This window comes from Streptomyces albofaciens JCM 4342 (genome assembly GCF_008634025.1).
GTDB classification, from domain to species: Bacteria; Actinomycetota; Actinomycetes; order Streptomycetales; family Streptomycetaceae; genus Streptomyces; species Streptomyces albofaciens.
Genome location: NZ_PDCM01000002.1, coordinates 449098 through 466052, shown reverse-complemented (window position 1 = coordinate 466052; position 16955 = coordinate 449098). Strand labels below are relative to the sequence as shown.

At 73.8% G+C, this 16955-nt stretch carries 16 protein-coding genes; 1 reads left to right on the top strand and 15 read right to left on the bottom strand.

Annotated features, from left to right (window positions below):
* Window positions 1-37: 37 nt before the first annotated feature.
* From CP973_RS22845 to CP973_RS22825, 5 genes are all read right to left on the bottom strand, one after another.
* On the bottom strand, window positions 38-2731 hold the full coding sequence (locus CP973_RS22845) for a bifunctional acetate--CoA ligase family protein/GNAT family N-acetyltransferase (RefSeq protein WP_150244406.1): 2694 nt from the start codon (window positions 2729-2731) through the stop codon (window positions 38-40).
* Between the two features lie 152 nt (window positions 2732-2883).
* Window positions 2884-3732: an HAD family hydrolase gene (locus CP973_RS22840; RefSeq protein WP_150244404.1), complete on the bottom strand. Its 849-nt coding sequence runs from the start codon at window positions 3730-3732 to the stop codon at window positions 2884-2886.
* On the bottom strand, window positions 3729-4016 hold the full coding sequence (locus tag CP973_RS22835) for a HypC/HybG/HupF family hydrogenase formation chaperone (protein WP_150244402.1): 288 nt from the start codon (window positions 4014-4016) through the stop codon (window positions 3729-3731). Before CP973_RS22835 ends, CP973_RS22840 begins: the two co-directional genes overlap by 4 nt.
* Window positions 4017-4021: 5 nt before the next feature.
* Entirely contained in the window at window positions 4022-6340 is a 2319-nt protein-coding gene (gene hypF / locus CP973_RS22830) for a carbamoyltransferase HypF (protein ID WP_150244400.1), read from the bottom strand.
* A gap of 5 nt (window positions 6341-6345) precedes the next feature.
* Window positions 6346-6885 (bottom strand): hydrogenase maturation protease, encoded by a 540-nt coding sequence (locus CP973_RS22825; protein ID WP_150244398.1) that lies wholly within the window; start codon window positions 6883-6885, stop codon window positions 6346-6348.
* Between the two features lie 223 nt (window positions 6886-7108).
* On the opposite strand from CP973_RS22825, the gene CP973_RS22820 reads away from it, so the two are divergent.
* Window positions 7109-7966 carry a universal stress protein gene (locus CP973_RS22820; protein ID WP_167538490.1) on the top strand — a complete coding sequence of 286 codons (858 nt, stop codon included), beginning with the start codon at window positions 7109-7111 and terminating at the stop codon, window positions 7964-7966.
* Between the two features lie 56 nt (window positions 7967-8022).
* Here CP973_RS22820 and CP973_RS22815 read toward each other — a convergent pair whose 3' ends face one another.
* From CP973_RS22815 to CP973_RS22770, 10 genes are all read right to left on the bottom strand, one after another.
* Window positions 8023-8721 (bottom strand): response regulator, encoded by a 699-nt coding sequence (locus tag CP973_RS22815; RefSeq protein WP_150244394.1) that lies wholly within the window; start codon window positions 8719-8721, stop codon window positions 8023-8025.
* A gap of 62 nt (window positions 8722-8783) precedes the next feature.
* Window positions 8784-9344, bottom strand: a complete 561-nt coding sequence (locus CP973_RS22810; RefSeq protein WP_150244392.1) for a flavodoxin domain-containing protein — start codon at window positions 9342-9344, stop codon at window positions 8784-8786.
* Between the two features lie 20 nt (window positions 9345-9364).
* Window positions 9365-10396, bottom strand: a complete 1032-nt coding sequence (hypE, locus tag CP973_RS22805) for a hydrogenase expression/formation protein HypE (RefSeq protein WP_150244390.1) — start codon at window positions 10394-10396, stop codon at window positions 9365-9367.
* The gene (gene hypD, locus CP973_RS22800) at window positions 10393-11505 is read right to left on the bottom strand and encodes a hydrogenase formation protein HypD (protein ID WP_150244388.1); all 1113 of its coding nucleotides are present in this window, start codon (window positions 11503-11505) and stop codon (window positions 10393-10395) included. Before hypD ends, hypE begins: the two co-directional genes overlap by 4 nt.
* Window positions 11505-12209: a CBS domain-containing protein gene (locus CP973_RS22795; protein ID WP_150244386.1), complete on the bottom strand. Its 705-nt coding sequence runs from the start codon at window positions 12207-12209 to the stop codon at window positions 11505-11507. The genes hypD and CP973_RS22795 overlap by 1 nt, the downstream gene beginning before the upstream one ends.
* Window positions 12200-13600: a Ni/Fe hydrogenase subunit alpha gene (locus CP973_RS22790; protein ID WP_150244384.1), complete on the bottom strand. Its 1401-nt coding sequence runs from the start codon at window positions 13598-13600 to the stop codon at window positions 12200-12202. Before CP973_RS22790 ends, CP973_RS22795 begins: the two co-directional genes overlap by 10 nt.
* A complete protein-coding gene (locus tag CP973_RS22785) occupies window positions 13597-14424 on the bottom strand; it encodes an NADH-quinone oxidoreductase subunit B family protein (RefSeq protein ID WP_150244382.1) in 828 nt (275 codons plus the stop codon). The genes CP973_RS22790 and CP973_RS22785 overlap by 4 nt, the downstream gene beginning before the upstream one ends.
* Window position 14425: 1 nt before the next feature.
* Complete coding sequence (locus tag CP973_RS22780) at window positions 14426-15253, bottom strand: FAD/NAD(P)-binding protein (RefSeq protein ID WP_150244380.1); 828 nt, start codon at window positions 15251-15253, stop codon at window positions 14426-14428.
* Window positions 15250-15726: a cyclic nucleotide-binding domain-containing protein gene (locus CP973_RS22775; RefSeq protein ID WP_150244378.1), complete on the bottom strand. Its 477-nt coding sequence runs from the start codon at window positions 15724-15726 to the stop codon at window positions 15250-15252. Before CP973_RS22775 ends, CP973_RS22780 begins: the two co-directional genes overlap by 4 nt.
* Window positions 15723-16898: a 4Fe-4S dicluster domain-containing protein gene (locus tag CP973_RS22770; protein WP_150244376.1), complete on the bottom strand. Its 1176-nt coding sequence runs from the start codon at window positions 16896-16898 to the stop codon at window positions 15723-15725. The genes CP973_RS22775 and CP973_RS22770 overlap by 4 nt, the downstream gene beginning before the upstream one ends.
* Window positions 16899-16955: the final 57 nt, after the last annotated feature.

The following is a 16955-nucleotide window of genomic DNA, read 5'->3' as shown; positions in this document are numbered from 1 at the left end:
GACGCGGTGGGGCTTGTTGCGTTGGGCACGGAGTCGGTCAGCGTGTGCGCAGGCGGCGCAGGTACGGGCTCTGCGCGGTGTGCGGGAGCAGGCGGATGCGGACGTCCAGGGGGAGGACGGCGTCCGGGCGGGCGAGTACGGGGTTGAGGTCGGCCTCGGCCAGCTGGGGGAGGTCGCACGCCATGCGGGACAGGCGCAGCAGCAGTTGTTCGAGCCCTTCGAGGTCCACGGCGCGGCCGGTGCGGTGGCCGAACAGCAGGGGCGCGCAGCGCGGTGCGGTGATCAGGGCGTGCGCGTCCAGGTCGGTGAGCGGCGCGAGACGGGCGGCGTGGTCGGCCAGCACCTCGGTGGCGGTGCCGCCGAGGCCGAAGAGCACCAGGGGGCCGAACACCTGGTCCTGGACGACGCCCGCGACCAGTTCGACGCCGCGCGCGGCCATCGGCTGCACCACCGCCCCCGTCATCACACCGGCGAAGCGTGCTGCCAGGTCCGCGTACGCGTCACGGACGTGCTGTGGCCCTTCCAGGTCCAGGCGCAGCGCTCCCACATCGGTCTTGTGCAGCAGTCCGGGCCAGTGCGCCTTGAGGGCCATCCGGCCGCCGCCCAGCCGTTCGGCCGCGGCCACCGCCGCGTCGGCGTCGGCGGCCCACTCCCACGGTGACTGCGGAATGCCGTACGCCTCCAGCAGCGCCGCGCACAGGCCGGGGTCCGCCCAGCCGCCGTCGGGATGGCGGTCCAGGAAGCCCGACACGAGCGCGGCGGCAGTTCCGCTGTCGATGCCCTCCAGGGCCGGGACCGTGCCCGGGGGCTCGGCGCGCCAGCGGGTGTAGGAGACGGCGTGGGCGAGAGCCCGGGCGGCAGCGGACGGTTCGGTGTATGCGGGGACGGCGGCGCCGCCGCTGTGCAGCAGCCGTACGGACACGTCCTGACCGGGGAGTACTGCGGCGACCGGCCGGGGCCTGGTCCCGGACGGCGGGACGAGGGCCCGGGCCGGGTCGTCGCCGGTCGCGGCGGACAGGGCGGTGGGGACCAGCGCCACGAGCACGGCGTCCACGGTGCCGTGTCCGGTCAGCAGGTCCAGGCAGCCCGCCATTTGCTTCCCGGAGACGACGGCGGTGGTGTCGACCGGATTGGCGGCCTTCGCGCCGGGCGGGAGGACGGCGAGCAGGTCGGCGATGAGCGGCCCCGGCAGCTCCGGAAGCGTCAGCCCGGCTTCCGCGCAGGCGTCGGCGGCCAGGACGGCGACACCGCCCGCGTTGCTGACCACGGCGACCCGGGCGCCGGCCGGCAGCGGCTGGGCACGCAGCAGCGCGGCGGTCGCGACGAGGTCGCCGACGCTGTCGGTGGCGATGATCCCGGCCTGCTGGAACAGGGCCCGGCGGGTCATGGTCGGAGTGGCGATGGCCGCGGTGTGCGAGGCGGCGGCGCGTCGCCCGGCCGCCGACCGGCCCGCGTCCACGGTCAGGACGGGCATCGTACGGGCCACCCGGCGCGCGGTACGGGAGAAGGCGCGCGGGTTGCCGAACGACTCCAGGTGCAGCAGCGCCAGGTCGGTGACTCCGTCGCTCTCCCACCACTGCAACAGGTCGTTGCCGCTGACGTCGTACTTGTCGCCGAGGGAGACGAAGGAGGACACGCCGATGCCGAGCCGGGACAGTGCGCCGAGCAGCGCGATGCCCACTCCGCCGGACTGCACGGCGACCCCGGCGGTGCCCGCACGGGGCGGCGCCGCGGCGAAGGTCGCGTCCAGCCGTACGGCCTGCTCGGTGTTGGCCAGGCCCAGGCAGTTGGGGCCCACCAGCCGCATTCCGTGGCGCCGGCAGGCGGCCAGCAGTCCCGCCGCCTGCCCGTCGCCGAGTCCGGAAGTGACGACGACCAGGGCCTTGACGCCGTGTTTGCCGCACTGTTCGGCGGCATCGGGCACGGCGGGGGCGGGTACCGCCAGGACCGCCAGGTCGGGCACGTAGGGCAGTTGCTCGGCCGACGGGTGGCAGGGCGTGCCGTCGATGGCGTCGGCGTGCGGGTTGACGGCGGCGAGCTGCCCGGTGAAGCCGTGCGCGCGGATGTTGCCGAGCAGGGCGCGGCCGACCGAGGACGGGGACCGGCCGACGCCGATCACGACGACGGAAGCGGGCCGCAGCAACGGCTCCAGACTGGCCACATCGGCGGTGCGCCCCCGCTCGTCCACCGCGGTCAGGTACGGTTCGTCCTCGCTGAGTTCGATGGTGCAGTGGACCTCCGGTCCGTCGAAGCGCCGCGCGGTGCGCAGGCCGAGGTCGGCGATCACCTTCAGCATGAGGTGGTTCTCGGTCAGGGCGTCGGCGGTGAAGGAACGGATACCGGCCGCGCGGGCGGCATGGGCCAGGTGTTCCAACAGCAGCGTCCCGATGCCGTGACCGTGCCAGGCGTCCGCGACCGCCAGGCCGATGTCCGCCGTGTCCGGGTCGGCAGGGGAGCGGTGGAATTCGGCGGTGCCGGTGACCTCATCTCCTACCAGTGCGAGCAGGGCATGGCCGCCGGTGTCCCCTCGGGTGCTGATGCGGTCCGCAGCCGCTGCGCCGGACTTCGTTCCCACGGTGAAGAATCGCAGCCGCAGGTTCTCGGGGGACATGCCGGTGAACATCCGCAGTACCCGTTCCCGGTCCTCCGGGCGGGCGGGTCGTATGCAGACCGTCGTGCCGTCGGACGACAACGCGTACACACCGCTTCCGGACTGTTCGATGCTCGTCATGACCGTTCCTCGAGGGGAGAAGGGGCTGCTGGCAGGTTCCGCGGCGCGTGACGGCTCCACCAGGGGCCGTATGGGCCCGGACCGCTGGTCCTGGCGAAGACCGTGACGGGATGGTCCGCGCTCGGGCGTGCGGGCCTTCTTGAGGCCGCATGTCAGGTGTCGGGCAGCAGTTCGACCAGTCCGCGTACGACGTGGCCGGCGCCCCGCTCGTAGAGTTCGACGGCGTGCTCCGCCCGGCCCGCCCGGTCCAGGCCGACGACGGTGCCGAAGCCGCCCCGCCGGGCCGCCGTCACCCAGGCGGGCGCGGCGACGACCACGGCGGTGCGCAGGGGCGTGGCCCGCAGCCGCCTGGCCGCCTCTTGCAGCAGGATCGGGTCGGGGCCGGCGGAGCGGTGCAGACGGACCCGGTCGCGCCCGTCCACCACGGTGTCGAAGCGGTGCCGTACGCCCGCCGCTGCCAGCAGGGTGTGCGCGTGGCGGGAGGCGGACACCGCGGCGACGGGTACCGCGTGCCGGCGCACGGCCCCCACCAGCCGCAGGCTGTCCGGCCAGACCGGCACACCGTTGTGCTGCATGTACGCGGTGAAGAGTTGGTCCTCCTGGGCGACGAGCGTCCGGACGGTACGGCTTTCCGGTGTCCAGGCACCTTCGTCCTCCGGCGGTGGAATGCCTCGCGCGGTGAGGAACGCCTGGACGCCTTCGGTGCGGGCGCGTCCCTGGAAGAACCGCCGGAAGTCCCGGTCCGGGTCGAAGGGCCGGGTGGCGTGCCGCGGGAGGCGGTCGGCCTGCCGGAGGAAGGCGTCGAAGGCTCGTTGCCAGGTCGTGGCATGGATGCGCGCGGTGTCCGTGACCACACCCTCGATGCCGATGATCAGCGCGTGGTACCGGGTGAGCGGCGTAGGACGGGCCTCGACCGGAGTGGGCGTCTCCCGGACGCCTCGACGGGCGGTCGGTCCGCAGGGAACTGAGGGCCGGCCCTGTTGGGGTGAGACGGTGGTCATCGTCCTGCCTCCTCGGTGGGTTGCTCGGCAGGCAGTGGTTCGCCCAGTTCGCCCGCCACGGCGTCCGCCATCGCCCGCAGTACGGCGAGCGTGCGGGCCGCCTCGGCCTCGTCGACGGTGGTGATGGCGAAGCCGACATGTACGACGACGTGGTCGCCGACGGCGGCCTCGGGGGTGTATTCCAGGCACGCTTCGCGGCGGATGCCGCCGAAGTCCACGCGGGCCATGCGCAGTCCGGCGTCCTCGTACGTCTCCAGGACGCGGCCCGGGATACCCAGGCACATCGGAGTCACCCCCTCTTCAGGCGGGCGGCGGCGACCGCTGCCTGGCCGTAGCTGATGCCGCCGTCCCCGACGGGCACGGCGCTGCCGACCAGCACCCGCATCCCCCGGGCGCGCAGCAGCCGGGACACGTCCGTCAGCAGGCGGCGGTTGACGAAGCAGCCGCCGGCCAGGCAGACGGTGCGCGGGGCGCCGGCGGTTACCGCCCGTTCGGCCAGCGCGGCGGTGACTTCGGCGATCGTGGTGTGGAAGGCGGCGGCCAGCCAGGGTACGGGCGTTCCGTCACGGAGCCGGCCGAGCAGGGCGGTCAGGGTGGGCGCCGGGTCGTAGACCCACAGCCCGTCGGCGCGGACCAGGCGCCAGGGGAGCGCGGCCCGGCGCGCGGCACCGGCCGCGTTCTCCAGGGCTACGGCGGCCTGCCCCTCGTAGGAGATGTCGTCGGCGAGCCCGAGCAGCGCGGCGGCGGTGTCGAAGAGGCGGCCGGCGCTGGAGGCGCGGGGGCAGTTGAGGCGGCGCCGGACCATGGTGCGCACCGTCGCGACCGCGTGCGGGGCCATCCGCCCGGTGAACGTGCGGGCGAGTTCGGGCGACGGGGGCGGCACCCCGAGCGGTTCGAGGCCGTACAGGTAGCCGAGCGCCATCCGCGCCGGGTGGCGCACCGCGGCCTCGCCGCCGGGCAGCGGCGCGGTGGCGAAGCGGCCGACGCGACGATAGCCGGTGTAGTCGGCGACCAGGACTTCCCCGCCCCACAAGGTGCCGTCGTCACCGAACCCCAGGCCGTCATAGGCGATCCCCAGGAACGGGCCGCGCAGCCGGTGCTCTGCCGCACAGGCGGCGATGTGCGCGTGGTGGTGCTGGACCGCGACGCGCCGCTCGGGGGCGAAATGCGCAGCCGCCCACTGGGTGGACAGGTAACCCGGGTGCAGGTCGTGTGCCACGGCCTGCGGCGCCACACCGGTGAGGGCCACGAGGTCCGCGTAGCAGCGCTCGAAGGCTTCCATGGTGCGGGCGTCGGACAGGTCGCCGGTGTGCGGGCCTGTCACGGCGCGGTCGCCGCAGGCCACCGTCACGGTGTGCTTGCTCTGCGCACCGGCCGCCACGACCGGCGTACGGGCCGGCACCGGGAGCGGCAGGGGAGCGGGGGCGTACCCGCGGGCCCGCCGGATGGTCAGGACCCGCCCCCGTACGGCTTGCGTCACGGAATCGTCGTAGCGGGCGGCGATCGGGCGGTCGTGGGCCAGGAAGCCGTCGGCGACCTCCGCCAGACGCTCGCGCGCGTCGGCGTCCGTGACGGCGATCGGCTCGTCGGCGACATTGCCGCTGGTGACCACCAGCGGCCGGTCGAGGTCGCGCAGGAGGAGATGGTGCAGACCGGTTGTGGGCAGGAAGAGCCCGATGCGTCCGGTGCCGGGGTGCACGGCCCCGGCGCTCGCCCTGCCGGACGGTCCGTCCGCGACCAGCACCACGGGTCGGGCGGGCGAGGTGAGCAGACGGCTTTCGGTACGGGTGGGCCGGGCGATGCGGTGCGCCGCGGCCAGGTCGGCGACCATCACGGCGAACGGCTTGTGCGGCCGGTGCTTGCGCCGGCGCAGCAGCAGAACGGCCGCCGGTTGCCGCGCGTCGCAGACGAGCTGGTAGCCGCCCAGCCCTTTGACGGCGACGATGCCGCCCTGCGCGATCAGTTCCTCGGCGGACCGGAGAGCGGCCGGACCGGTCGCGCTCCGACCGCCGGCGTTCCACGACAACCGGGGCCCGCACACGGGGCAGGCCAGCGGCTCGGCGTGGAAGCGCCGGTCGGACGGGTCGCGGTACTCGGCCGCGCACGCCGGGCACAGCGGGAAGGAGAGCATCGTCGTGCGGGGCCGGTCGTAGGGAAGCCCTGTGATCACGGTGGCACGTGGGCCGCAGTCGGTGCAGTTGATGAAGGGGTAGCGGTAGCGCCGGTCGGCCGGGTCGAACAGTTCGGCCAGGCAGGCGTCGCAGGTCGCCGCGTCCGGCGGGATCTCGCGCGGCGTCGGCCGGGCATCGGCGGCGGCACTGGCGCGCACGGTGAACCCGGCGCCCACCGCGGGGTGTTCGGGGACATCGGCGGAACTGCGGATGCGGCGTACGGTGGACAGCGGCGGGGCCTGTGCGCGCAGGGCGGCGGCGAACCGGCGCAGTGAGTGCGGGGCCCCGGCGGTGTCGATGACGACATGGCCGTCGACGTTGCGTACCCAGCCGTCCAGGTCCAGCCCGGAGGCGAGGCGCTGGACGAACGGGCGGAAGCCGACGCCCTGCACCGTCCCGTACACCTCGAAGCGCCGTGCCTCCCGGTCGCCGTCCATGGCACTCACCCGTCCGCCGAGCGGGGCGCGCCGCCGGCCCGATGGCCCGCGTTCCGCGCGCGTTCGTCCCGGTGCCGGGTGATCTCCGCTTCCACGGTCCCGGCCAGACGGTCGACGACGGCGGCGACGTCCGGTGACAGGCCGGTGCCCAGGGACGCGTCCGCGCCTTCGACGGCGAAGACGATCAGCCTGCCCGGCAGGCGGCCGAGCGCGTCGGACAACTCGACGGCTTCCCCCAGGCCCAGGCCGTGCGAACTGGTGGCGGCCGGACGGGCGTAGGGACCTTCGTGGTCGAAGCGGTGGACGCGGCCGGGGTGGCCGGGGTGGGCGTGGGCGGCGTCGATCACGATGGCCAGCTCCGCACCCTCCCATACGGATATCAGCCGTCCGGTCTCACCGTCGCAGTCGACGAGGGCGACCGACGGCGGCAGCGGACGGTCCACGGCCCGCTCGCGCAGCCGTCGCACGACGGCCGGACCGATGCCGTCGTCGTGGCGGAACGCGTTGCCGACGCCGATCACGGCGATGCGGGGCGGCGCCTTCATCACGGGACTCTCCTGTCCGGGAAGCGGCCGGTCGGTGGGCCGGAGCCCGGTTCCCGGGCACCGGCACACCAGGGCTCTGGGCCCTTCTCCGCCAGAGTGCGCCCCCGCACCGCTGCCCGCTTGGGGCCGAACGGCCCTCGACGTGCCCCGAACCACCCCTGCGCGGCGCCGGCACGCGGGCCCATGCTGCGGGCAGCCGGATTCCGGAAAGGCGGTGGCTGAGGTGGAACGACCTGTCGTGGTGGGTGTGGACGGATCCGACGACAGCATGCACGCGCTGGACTGGGCAGCAGAAGAGGCCCGGCTGCGCGGCCTGCCGTTGCGCATGGTGTACGCCTCGCTCTGGGAGCGTTACGGGGAAGGGGCTGCCGAGGAGGGCGAAGCGGAGGAGCGGGTGCTGTCCGACTCGGTCGAGCGGGCCGCACGGTGGATGGCCCGTTCGCAGGTGACGGCCCGGGCGGTAGCGGAGGAGCCCGCTGCGGCACTCATCGCGGAGTCCCGAACCGCCGTGCTGCTGACCGTGGGACACCGGGGCCGCGGCGAACTGGCATCCCTGCTGCTGGGGACGGTGAGCCTGACGGTGGCGGGACGGGCGCACTGCCCGGTCATCGTCGTACGCGGACATGGCCGGACCCGGTCCTCATCAGGCCGGGGCGGCCGCATCGTCGTGGGCGTCGGCGAGGGTACCGGCAGCGAGGCCACGGTCGCTTTCGCGTACGGCGAGGCGGTCCTGCGCCGCGGCGAGATCGAGGCCGTACACGCCTGGCGGTGTCCGGGCAGTGGCCTCGCCGAGGAGAGCGGACCGTACAACAAGCGCCGCGAGGAACACGTCCGCCGCGCCTCGGACACCCTCGAAGCCGCCCTCGCTCCCGTGGCGTGCGAGCACCCGGGGACACCCGTGACGCCTCGCCCGGCCGAAGGCAACCCCCGCGACGTCCTTCTCGCCGCCTCGGCCGGCGCTGACCTCCTGGTGGTCGGCGCCGAACGCCACCGGCACACGCGCGGCCTGCAACTCGGACCGGTCAACCACGCCGTGCTCCACCACGCGCACTGCCCGGTGGCCGTCGTACCCCGAACGTAGCGGGGCCCGTCCGGCCCGAAGAGGGGTGACGCCGGACGGCCGGACCGCCCCGGTGCTCATCCCGGTTCGTCGTGTTCCGTATCGCGGTGGCGGAGCTTCTCGGCCAGGACCGCGGCCTGGACGCGGCGCCCGACCCCGAGCTTCCCGAGGATGGAGGAGATGCGGTTCTTGACGGTCTTCTCCGCCAGGTACAGCCGCTGGGCGATCTGGCCGTTGGTCAGGCCCTCACCGATCAGTTCGAGGATCTCCCGCTCCCTGGGGGAGAGGCGGGCCAGTTCGGGTGGTACGGGATCTTCTTCGCCGCGGACCCGGGCCATGACGCGCGCGGTGGCGCCCGGGTCGAGCAGGGACGCGCCGGCCGCCACGGTACGGACGGCCGAGACCAGGTCGGAGCCTTTGATCTGCTTGAGGACGTAGCCGGCGGCGCCGGCCATGATGGCGTCGAAGAGGGCCTCGTCGTCGAAGGACGTCAGCATCAGGCAGGCCAGGCCCGGTAGACGGGCGCGCAGTTCGCGGCACACCTCGATGCCCCCGTGGTCGCCTTCGGGGCTGCCCGGGCCGAGCCGTACGTCCAGCAGCGCGACGTGCGGACGTACCGCAGGGCCCCTGGCCAGGGCCTCGCGCTGGTCGGCGGCCTCGCCCACCACCTCGATGTCCGGTTCGCCGTCGAGCAGATCGCGTACGCCCCGGCGGACCATTTCGTGGTCGTCCAGCAGGAAGACGCGGATCGGGTGCGGGGCGGCTGGTGCGTGCATGAGGCATCGCTCCGTCCATGAGCGTCGGCGGGCCGCTACCGCGCCCGACCCGGCCCGCCGAGTCAGAGGACACGGAGGCTTGGCGCGGTTCCGTTCCGATGGTGCTCCTTCCCGGACGGCGCCGACAGAAGTCGGTGGGCGATGTCCTCCGCCCATGCGTCGATTTCCTGCCAGTCCCGGTGGTCCCCGTAGCGGCCGCCCATCGCCCGGAAGATCACGTGCCCGAGCAGGGAGGTGTGCTCCCGCTCGAAGGCGCCCGCCAGCAGCCGGTGCTCCACGGGAGAGAGGAGGTCGCGTACGGCGGGCAGCGGGTCCGGGTTCCGGGACCACCGTTCGAGAGGACCGCCGAAGACGCGGGCCAGGCCGACGCTGAAGAGCCACAGGGGCTGCCGGGCGAGTTCGGGGGTGTAGCGGCGTACGTACTCGGCGGCCGCGGGCATCCAGCGGCCGCTGTGGACGGCGCTGCCGAGCACACAGGCGTCGTGGCCGGGGGAGGCGGCACGCTCGTCGGCCAGGTCCGTCAGGTCGGCCCGGAGCCCCTGCTCCGTGAGCGTGGCCGCGATGCGTTCGGCGATGCCGCGGGTGGATCCGTGCTCTCCCGCATGACCGATGAACACGCGCATGCTTCCTCCTCGAACAGTGGTCAGCAGATGCGGGGCAGTTGTTCGCCCAGCGGCATGTCGATGACGCGGTGGGAGCCGACGCGGGTGCGCAGCTCCACGCGTCCGGGGTGCGCGGCGGTGGTTCGCCCGATGCGTACCGCCGCCGCTCCTTCGGGCACGCCGCGCATCGCGTCCAGTACGTCGTCCGCCCGGGCTTCCGGTACGCAGGCGACCAGGCAGCCTTCGTTGGCGACCTGCAGGGGGTCGAGTCCGAGCAGGTCGCACGCGGTGGCGACGGGCCCGGGGACGGGAACGGCGCTCTCCTCGATCAGGGCTCCGGTGCCGGACGCCGCGGCGATCTCGTTGAGAGTGGCGGCGAGCCCGCCGCGCGTCGGGTCCCGCAGCGTGTGGATGTCGCCGCCGAGTGGGGCGAGGGCGCGTACCAGGCGGTGCAGAGGACGCGAGTCGGAGGCGATGTCGGCCTCGAAGCCCAGACCCTCACGGGTACTGAGCACGGCGGTACCGTGCAGACCGAGGGGGCCGGAGAGCAGGATCGCGTCGTGGGGCCGGGCGCGCGCCGCCGAGGGGTGGAGAGCGGGGATGCGCCGCCCGACGCCGGTGGTGGTGATGAACAGCCGGTCGGCGGCGCCACGCCCGACGACCTTCGTGTCCCCGGTGACCACCGGCACTTCCGCCTCGGCGGCGGCCTTGCCCAGCGATTCCACCACCGACCGCAGCTGGGCCAGCGGCAGGCCCTCCTCGATGATGAGCGCCACCGCCAGGGCGACCGGTTCGGCGCCACGCATGGCGAGGTCGTTGACCGTGCCGTGGACGGCGAGGGAGCCGATGTCACCGCCGGGGAAGAACAGCGGGCTGACGACGAAGCTGTCGGTGCTGATGACCGGCAGGCCCACGGGAGGCAGTACGGCGGCGTCCTCCAGCGGGCCGGGCGGCACCCCCAGCGCCGGAAGCAGAAGGGTGTCGAGGAGTTCCGCGGTGAGGCGGCCGCCCGCGCCGTGGCCGAGCAGGACCCGCTCGTCCTCGTGTCGTGGTGTGGGGCACTGGATCGTCATGGTGGGCTCCCTGCGGGGGCGGCACGGGTGCGCCCGGCCGCGAAGTAGGCGGCGCAGGTGCCCTCGGCGGAGACCATGGGGGCACCGAGCGGGGTGCGTGGGGTGCAGCGGACGCCGTAGGCGCCGCAGTCGGTCGGTTCCCGGGCGCCGGTGAGGATGGCGCCCGTGATGCATTCGGGGTGCTCGGCGGAGCGCACGTCCATGACGCGGAAGCGGCGCGCGGCATCGTAGGAGACGAACGCCGGGGCCAGTTCGAGGCCACTGGCGGGAAGCGGTCCGATGCCGCGCCAGGTGCGGTCGGTGATCCGGAAGACCTCGGCCACAACCTGCTGCGCGTGGCGGTTCCCGGCACGCTGGACTGCGCGCGCGTACTGGTTCTCGACCTCCTCGCGGCCCTCTTCCAGCTGTTCGACCGCCATCAGGACGCCTTCGAGGAGATCGAGGGGTTCGAAGCCGGTGACCACGATGGGCACGCGCCAGCGGGCGGCGATCGGCTCGTACTGCCGCCAGCCCATCACGGCGCACACGTGCCCGGCGGCGAGGAACGCCTGCACCTCGCAGTCCGGATCGGCCAGCAACGCGGTCATGGCCGGTGGCACGAGGACGTGGCTGACCAGCACGGAGAAGTTGGCCAGGCCCAGCCGGCGGGCGTGCAGGACGGCCATCGCGTTGGCCGGGGCGGTCGTTTCGAACCCGACGGCCAGGAAGACGACCTGACGGTCGGGTTCGGCGACGGCGATCCGTACGGCGTCCATCGGGGAGTACACGACCCGTACGTCCGCGCCTCGCGCCCGCAGCGACAGCAGGTCGGTGTGCGTACCGGGCACGCGCAGCATGTCCCCGAAGCTGGTGAAGGTCACCTCGGGCCGGGCGGCGACGGCCATGGCCCGGTCCAGGGTCTCCAGCGGCGTCACGCACACCGGACACCCCGGTCCGTGGATCATGCGGAGGCCGGCGGGCAGCAGTTCGTCGATGCCCTGGCGCACGAGCGTGTGGGTCTGTCCGCCGCAGACCTCCATGATGCGCCACGGGCGGGTGGCGACGCGCCGGAGCCGGTCCAGCAGGCTTTGGGCCAGCTCGGGATCGCGGTACTCGTCGAGATAGCGCATCACGGTCCCGTCGGGCCGGACGGGGGAACGCTGCCGTGGGCGCGCTCGTCCTGTTCCCAGGTGACGTCGACGACGCCCTCGACGGCACGGCACAGCCGGGCCGCGACGGGCACGAACGTACTGTCGCGTACCCGTCCGCTCAGCTCGACCACGCCGTCTTCCACGGTGACGCCCACGTGCTGCCCGGGGAAGACCTGGTCGATCACCACGCGGCGTACCTCGTCGGCGATGTCGGCGTCGGAGCGCAGGAAGACCTTGAGCAGATCGCTGCGGCTGATCACACCTTGCAGCAGCCCCTGGGCATCGGTGACGGGCAGGCGCTTGACGTGCCGTACGGCCATGATGCGGGCGGCCTGGGGGAGGGCTGCGTCGGCGTGCACGCAGATGGCGGGCGCGGTCATCAGCTCCCCCGCGGTCAGCGCACCGGCCTTGGCCAGGTCCTCCAGCCGCCGGCGCTGCTCGAACCGCGAGGGATCGCTGTCGCGGAACTCCTCCTTGGGCAGCAGGTCGGCCTCGGAGACGATGCCGATCACCCGGCCCTCGCCCTCCAGCACCGGCAGGGCGCTGACCTTCCACTGCTCCATCATCTGCACGATCTCCTTGAACGACGCGTCTCGGCCGACGGCCACGACGGTGTGGGTCATCACGTCGCTCACGGTGTGCAGACCGTGTTCCTGCGGGTTGCCGGGGTCGGTCACGGGCATGGCGGGCTCCTTCGGGCACGGTCGACCGTGTCGACGGTGAGGTCGAGGAAGTGGGCGGAACAGGAGATGCACGGATCGTGGTTGCGGATGCCGCGCTCGCACAGGGCGGTCAGCTCCGCCTCCGTGTCCCCCGCGCCGGTGTCCAGGCGGGCCTGGACGAGGCGGCGCAGGTCGTCCTCGATGGCGCCCTGGTTCTGGGAGGTGGGCGGCACGAGGGTGGCGGCGGTGATCAGGCCGGCGGCGTCCAGCGTGTAGCGGTGGTAGAGCAGGCCGCGGGGGGCTTCGGTGGCGCCGTGGCCGGTCCCGGCGCGCGGCGGCACGGCCACGTACGGGCGGGGCGGCGGCTCGTACGCGTCGATGATCCGCAGCGCCTCGTCGATCGCGTACAGCGCCTCGACGGCCCGGACGACGATGCTGCGGAACGGATTGCGGCACACCTTCCCGGCCGCCGGATCGCCGAGCCCGCCCGCCCGCGCCGCCTCCTGCGCGAGCGGGGACAGCCAGCGCCCGCTGATCGCGTAGCGGGCCAGCGAGCCGGTGAGGTAGCGCTCGCCGTCCAAGGCGGCCTGGAGGGCGGTGGAGTAGGGAACTTGCTCCTCGGTGACCTCGGACGGGAACGCGTACACGGGGAACTGCCGCAGGGGCAGGGGAGCGGCGGTTCCGGACGGCAGCCCGTGGGTGTGCGGGGCGGCCATGACGGTGGGGGTGCCGGAGTCGATGGCGTAGCGGCCGGGTTCGGCCAGTGCCAGCAGGGCGTGGTCCAGTCCGGCGTCGGGGAAGTCGAAGCCGGCGACCCAGCACACGGTCTGCCACGCGTCGTCGCGGGCTCTGCGCAGCCGTTCGGCCAGCGGCCCCAGTTCCCCGGTGGCCGGTACGCGGTGAAAGCCGCCGAGCCGCACGTTGACCGGGTGGATGGCGCGTCCGCCGAGCTGTTCGAGGATCGCGTTGCCCGCCTGTTTGATGCGCAGTCCGCGTTCCACGTGCGCGCGCTGGGTGCGGGCGAGTTCGACCGCGCCGTCGACGCCGAGGAAGTCCGGGGCGTGCAGCAGGTGGATGTGCAGGATCTGGCTCTCGATCCACTCACCGCAGTACAGCAGCCGCCGCAGCGCCGCCAGTTGCCCGTCGACCGTCACCCCGCAGGCGTCCTCGACGGCCCGGCAGGCGCTCATCTGGTACGCCACCGGGCAGATGCCGCACACCCGCGCGGTGATGTCCGGCGGCTCGGTGTGGGAGCGGCCGCGCAGGAACGCCTCGAAGAACCGCGGCGGCTCGTAGATGCGCAGCTCGGCGCCGGTGACCGTGCCGTCGTCGACCGTCAGGTGCAGGGCGCCTTCCCCCTCGACCCGGGCGAGCGGGCCGACGTGCAGCACGCGCGAGCCGCGGTGCGTCATGACGGCGCTCCCTTCACTCCGGCTCCCCCGGCCCCGGCTCCCTCCACCTCGACGAAGGACGCGGCGTTGTACGTGCGCAGGGCGCGCCGTACGTCGTCCTCGCTCATGCCGTCCCGCCGCAGCAACGGGATCAGCGCGGGCAGGTTGACCGAGCCGGACGGCCCGAAGCAGCCGTAGCAGCCGCGCCCGTACGCCGGGCAGATGGCGCCGCACCCGGCATGGGTGACCGGTCCCAGGCAGGGCGTGCCGTGCGCGACGGTCACGCACACGGTGCCGCGCCGCTTGCAGGCGAAGCAGACACTGTGGTCGGGCACGTCCGGCTTGCGGCCTGCGAGGAAAGCCGTGATCACTTCGAGGAGCTGGCCGCGGTCGATGGGGCAGCCGCGCAGCTCGAAGTCGACGGGAACGTGGGCGGAGACGGGGGTGGAGGTGGCGAGGGTGGCGATGTAGTCGGGGCGGGCGTAGACGGTGGCGCGGAACTCCTCCACGTCGGCGAAGTCGCGCAGTGCCTGGATGCCGCCGGCCGTGGCGCAGGCGCCGATGGTGACCAGGAAGCGCGCGGCGGCCCGGATCTCCCGAACGCGCTCGGCGTCCTGCGGTGTGGTGACGGACCCTTCGACGAGGGCGAGGTCGTACGGGCCGGGCCGGACGGCGCTGGACGCCTCCAGGAAGTGCGCGATCTCCACCCGCCCGGCCACGGTGAGGAGTTCGTCCTCGCAGTCGAGCAGGGTCAGCTGGCAGCCGTCGCACGAGGCGAGCTTGAAGACGGCGAGCGTCGGGCGTGGTGCCGCACCGTTGCGGGGGGCCGGTCGGGGGGCGCTCATCTCACAGCTCCTTCACGGCGAGGAGGGGGTCGGCGCGGTCCCAGCCGGTGACCGGCCCGTCCCGGCACAGCAGGAGGGGGCCCAGCTGGCAGTGGCCGCAGTTGCCCTCGCCGCAGCGCATGTTGCGCTCCAGCGACACGTGGACGCGGTGCGGCGGGACGCCTGCCCGCACCAGGTCACGCGCGGTGGCGTGGATCATCGGCTCGGGGCCGCAGACGAAGGCGGTGGTATCGGCGGGTGTCCATCGGACACGCGGCAGCAGCCGGGTGACCACGCCCACGTCGCCCTGCCAGCCGGCCTCCGGCCGGTCCACCGTGACCGCCACCCGCGCCGCCGTACGCCACGCGCGGGCCTGGAGCCGGTACAGCAGATCGCTCGGCGTGCGGGCACCGATCAGGACGCTGATCCGCCCGTGACGTCCGGGCTCCGCCAGCATCCGCAGCACGAGCGGGCGCAGCGGCGCCAGACCGATCCCACCGGCGATCACGAGAACGTCCCGGCCCAGGGCCGTCTCCAGGTCCCAACCGGTGCCGTACGGCCCCCGCACCCCCACGGTGTCGCCCACACCCAGCCCGCACAGCGCCCGGGACACCGCGCCGACCGCCCGCACGGTGTGCACCAGCGCGTTCTCACCCACCGGAAGACCGGACACGGAGACCGGTATCTCGCCGACCCCGAAGGCGTACAGCATCGCGAACTGCCCCGGCCGGAACTCCGGCAGCGGCCGGCCGACCGGACGGATCTTCATCGTCACGGTGTCCGTGGCCTCCCGCCGACGCCAGGTGACCCGGTAGGGCACCGGCACGGAAGAGGCGGGGGCCGTGGTCATCGTGGCAGCCCGCTTCCGTACGGCCCGTACAGGTCCAGCAGCCGGGTACGGGCGCACTCCAGCCGGTGCCCGATGACCTCGGCCACCGCCAGCACCAGCGCGTACCCCAGCTTCGGGTCCTCCCGGCACAGCCGGCGCACGGCCTCGGCGTCGAACTCCCAGGCTCGTACGGGGCTTTGAGCCTCGGCGCCCAGGTGCCAGTTGCGCGGCGGGAAGAGCCAGGACCAGCCCACCAGGTCCCCGGGGCCCAGGGTCTCGATCACCGCGGCCCGGCGGCCGGGCACGTGGAGGTCCAGGACGACGCTGCCGGTCCGGACGATCCAGAACCGGTCGGCGGCGCGGCGCTCCTCGAAAAGCCGCGCACCCGCCCGGAAGGACACCTCGCGGGCCAGGCCCATCAGCCGCACACGCTGGTCGTCGCTGAGGGCGTCCAGCTGACACAGCATGGTCTTCAGTCCGGTCCTGGTGGTCATGACGGTGCCTCCTCATCGGTGGCGTGCGAGCTGCGGGCCTCCGCGTGCAGGGCGGCGGCCTCCTCGGTGATGTCGATGCCGACCGGGCACCACACGATGCAGCGCCCGCAGCCGACACAGCCCGACTCCCCGAACTGGTCGTGCCAAGTGCCGAGCTTGTGGGTGAGCCACTGCCGGTAGCGGCTGCGCGCGGACGCGCGGACCGGGCCGCCGTGCAAGTGGGTGAAGTCCAGGTCGAAGCAGGAGTCCCAGCGCTGCCACCGCTCCGCGTGGTCGCCCGTCAGATCGGTGACGTCCTCGGTGGTGGTGCAGAAACAGGTCGGGCAGACCATCGTGCAGTTGCCGCAGGTCAGGCAGCGTGCGGCGACGTCGTCCCAGCGGGTGGCGTCGTGTGAACCGGCCATCAGGGTGTGCAGGTCGACCGGCGGCATGGCGCGTTCCATGTGCTCCGCGGCGGCCGTGACGGCCGCGCGGGCGGCGGTCCGGGTCGCCGGGTCGCAGGTACGGCGGGGGAGCCGGGCCAGTACCCGTTCACCCGCCGGGCTCCCCGCCCGTACCCGGAAGCGGTGCCCGTCCTCGTCCAGCACCTCGGTCAGCGCCAGGTCGTACGCGGGCGGACCGCCCTCCCCGACGCCCGGGCCCGTGCCCATCGACGTGCAGAAGCAGGTGGCGCCGGGATCGGTGCACTCCACGGCGACGATGAACGTACGGTCGCGGCGGCGCCGGTAGGCGGTGTCCGCGTGCGGTCCGCCGCCCAGCACCCGGTCCTGGATGGCAATGGCCCGCAGATCGCACGGCCGTACGCCCAGGAACGCGTACGCGGGCGGCTCGCCGTCCTCCGCACGGAAGGCGAGCCGGCCCCGCGCGTCCCGGTCCACCGTCCACAGCCGCTCGCGCTGCGGGTGCAGGTACGCCTTCCACGACTGCGGCCCGGCACTGTGCGCGAAGATCATCGCGTCCGGGCGGCGCACCAGCCGGTACCGGCCGGCCGCCGTCTCCACACCGCAGCCGTGCGGCAGCTCGTCCGCCGTGGAGAGCTCCGCGAGGACGATCGCGCCGTCGCGGGGGGTGGGGCCGATGACGGTGTGTTCCTCGGCGAGGACACCGACCAGCGTGGCCAGCCCGTCCGTCGCCGAGATCACCGCATCCGGTGCAACTGCACTCCGGGACATCAGCGCCTCCTCGGCAGCGTCCCATGGGGTCCGTGTCCTCATCGTCGGCCGGAGAAC

Excerpts from the sequence above, each read along its gene's own strand:
- CP973_RS22825 (WP_150244398.1), bottom strand. The coding sequence starts at position 6,885 with ATGAAGGCGCCGCCCCGCATCGCCGTGATCGGCGTCGGCAACGCGTTC.
- CP973_RS22845 (WP_150244406.1), bottom strand. The coding sequence starts at position 2,731 with ATGACGAGCATCGAACAGTCCGGAAGCGGTGTGTACGCGTTGTCGTCC.
- CP973_RS22785 (WP_150244382.1), bottom strand. The coding sequence starts at position 14,424 with ATGAGCGCCCCCCGACCGGCCCCCCGCAACGGTGCGGCACCACGCCCG.
- CP973_RS22775 (WP_150244378.1), bottom strand. The coding sequence starts at position 15,726 with ATGACCACCAGGACCGGACTGAAGACCATGCTGTGTCAGCTGGACGCC.
- CP973_RS22810 (WP_150244392.1), bottom strand. The coding sequence starts at position 9,344 with ATGCGCGTGTTCATCGGTCATGCGGGAGAGCACGGATCCACCCGCGGC.
- CP973_RS22780 (WP_150244380.1), bottom strand. The coding sequence starts at position 15,253 with ATGACCACGGCCCCCGCCTCTTCCGTGCCGGTGCCCTACCGGGTCACC.
- CP973_RS22795 (WP_150244386.1), bottom strand. The coding sequence starts at position 12,209 with ATGCCCGTGACCGACCCCGGCAACCCGCAGGAACACGGTCTGCACACC.
- CP973_RS22770 (WP_150244376.1), bottom strand. The coding sequence starts at position 16,898 with ATGTCCCGGAGTGCAGTTGCACCGGATGCGGTGATCTCGGCGACGGAC.
- hypE (WP_150244390.1), bottom strand. The coding sequence starts at position 10,396 with ATGACGATCCAGTGCCCCACACCACGACACGAGGACGAGCGGGTCCTG.
- CP973_RS22840 (WP_150244404.1), bottom strand. The coding sequence starts at position 3,732 with ATGACCACCGTCTCACCCCAACAGGGCCGGCCCTCAGTTCCCTGCGGA.
- CP973_RS22790 (WP_150244384.1), bottom strand. The coding sequence starts at position 13,600 with ATGACGCACCGCGGCTCGCGCGTGCTGCACGTCGGCCCGCTCGCCCGG.
- hypD (WP_150244388.1), bottom strand. The coding sequence starts at position 11,505 with ATGCGCTATCTCGACGAGTACCGCGATCCCGAGCTGGCCCAAAGCCTG.
- CP973_RS22835 (WP_150244402.1), bottom strand. The coding sequence starts at position 4,016 with ATGTGCCTGGGTATCCCGGGCCGCGTCCTGGAGACGTACGAGGACGCC.
- hypF (WP_150244400.1), bottom strand. The coding sequence starts at position 6,340 with ATGGACGGCGACCGGGAGGCACGGCGCTTCGAGGTGTACGGGACGGTG.
- CP973_RS22815 (WP_150244394.1), bottom strand. The coding sequence starts at position 8,721 with ATGCACGCACCAGCCGCCCCGCACCCGATCCGCGTCTTCCTGCTGGAC.